Origin of the sequence: Microcoleus pseudofavosus SVA1_A4, assembly GCF_036700565.1 — a bacterium.
Classification (GTDB): domain Bacteria; phylum Cyanobacteriota; class Cyanobacteriia; order Cyanobacteriales; family Microcoleaceae; genus Microcoleus.
The window spans coordinates 1-1,705 of record NZ_JAUBPE010000181.1 but is presented as its reverse complement, the minus strand read 5'-3'; the positions used below and the strand labels follow the sequence as shown (position 1 = coordinate 1,705).

Sequence of the window (1,705 nt, the reverse complement as noted above, 5' to 3'; positions counted from 1 at the left end):
CATTGGTCACAAGTTAAGCCTGTATGCCAGTTGTCAAGGGGATTTGAGAACATGTGTCAAAGAAAAATTGGTTTTTGCCTCGCTGTCGATCGGGGAAAGGTGCAACAATTAATTTAACATTGGGCTTTCGTTGAGATTTAACAATACCTAAATCTCGGTTTTCGGGCGCGGCGAAATACTGAATGGGGTCAGTTGCCTTACCTTTTTGATGAGCTACATAAAAATGGTAAAGACCCCGGTAAATCATTTCTAATGAAATCGAATCTATTGGTAAAGAGAGTTCGTCAGCAACGGCATCACCTAAATCGACCAAGAGCGCATAAAATATCCAAGTCCCCCAAATTTGGAGCTGAATGCCGTTAAGAGAACCAGTCCACAAATAACTTAAGCCCAAGAGCCTTTTGACAGTGTTAAAAGCATCTTCAATTCTCCAGCGCCTACGATATAAATCTGCGACGACGTAGGGAGGTAATACATGAGGATCTAGTACGCTTGTCAAATAGGAATGCCAAACCTTGTCTGAACGAACTTCAATCAGACGTAAGGTGATAAATGGAGTTTTTGCAGTTCCTGAACCCAGACGAATCCGACTATCTCGCAGGTCGTAACTATTGGTAAATACTTGTTCTAATTTAATTGATGCTCCTTTTTTTAATCGAGTTACTAAGTGAATATCTTGTTCAATTAGCTGTCGCCAAAATTTAAAATGATAAAATCCTCTATCCAGTAAGAGCAAGGTATTTGCTGGCACTAATTGTCGGATTTTTTCTTCGAGCTTCACATCAGAAGCTCTCGGATTTTCCAGAAACCAAACTTCAACAGGAAGCCTAGTCATTAAATCTATAACAGTTGCCATTTTTCCTGCCAACTGCCCTCTAGGTATATCTTCCAAGCTTTTGAGCTTGCAAAACAATGCTTCGAGCGTTGAACTATCTATTATCCAAATTCTCGAAAATTTGCTCAAGGCAAATTGAATGCTTTCTGGTAGGGGTCGTTGGTTTCTCTTGTACCAAGCAGTTCTTAAACTTGGTAATAAATTTTTGAAGACTCCTTCAAATAAAGTGGCAGGAAAACTTAAAAATCTTTGAGACATTGCTTGTTGAGTGACTGTCGTGGGTCGGCACCACAAAAAACCTTCTCTTGCCAGCATTCTTGTGAGTTCTGTCACTCCAGCTACGTCTCGCCACAGCAAGGTTAATACTGCTGCTACCATCAACGGTAAGTTGAGAATTCTCCCTCGTAAACCCAGTTGACGGTAGTAATTTTCTTGTGAGGTGATGGCTGGTGTTAATAATGCAGATAGTTGCGAGGCGATTACCTCTTCTTCCATCATTGGCCTGTGAGTTTTTTTAGCGTGGTCACGGTTAGTTTTTTGATTCTTGGCCATATTTGCTGACCTACACAATCGCTCAATTATTTGTCAATTCTATCATTTGATAATACCAACGCCCGCAACTATTATTGATCGCACGCAACTATTATTGATCGCACGCAACTATGATCGATCGCCCGCAACTATGATCGATCGCCCGCGACTAGAGTAGGCGAACAACTTATTAATAATGATAATCGCTGCCGGTGGGAGAGTCCGCCGACGGCGGACTCTCCCACCCTTACCCCTTGTTTGATTATCATTATTATTCAATTATATTTCTACATAAAGGGGTATTGACAAAATCTACTCCGTTCTAACTTGTTACCAATG

The 1,705-nt window shown here is 41.1% G+C and carries 1 protein-coding gene; it reads right to left on the bottom strand.

Translation table 11 applies throughout. The annotated features are described in order from the left end of the window. Nucleotides 1–13: 13 nt before the first annotated feature. Entirely contained in the window at nucleotides 14–1,333 is a 1,320-nt protein-coding gene (locus QUA02_RS33310; RefSeq protein ID WP_333034004.1) for an IS4 family transposase, read from the bottom strand. Nucleotides 1,334–1,705 lie beyond the last annotated feature (372 nt).

What these genes read in the sequence shown, in the direction of transcription:
- QUA02_RS33310 (WP_333034004.1), bottom strand. Translation starts at nt 1,333, where the DNA reads ATGATGGAAGAAGAGGTAATCGCCTCGCAACTATCTGCATTATTAACA.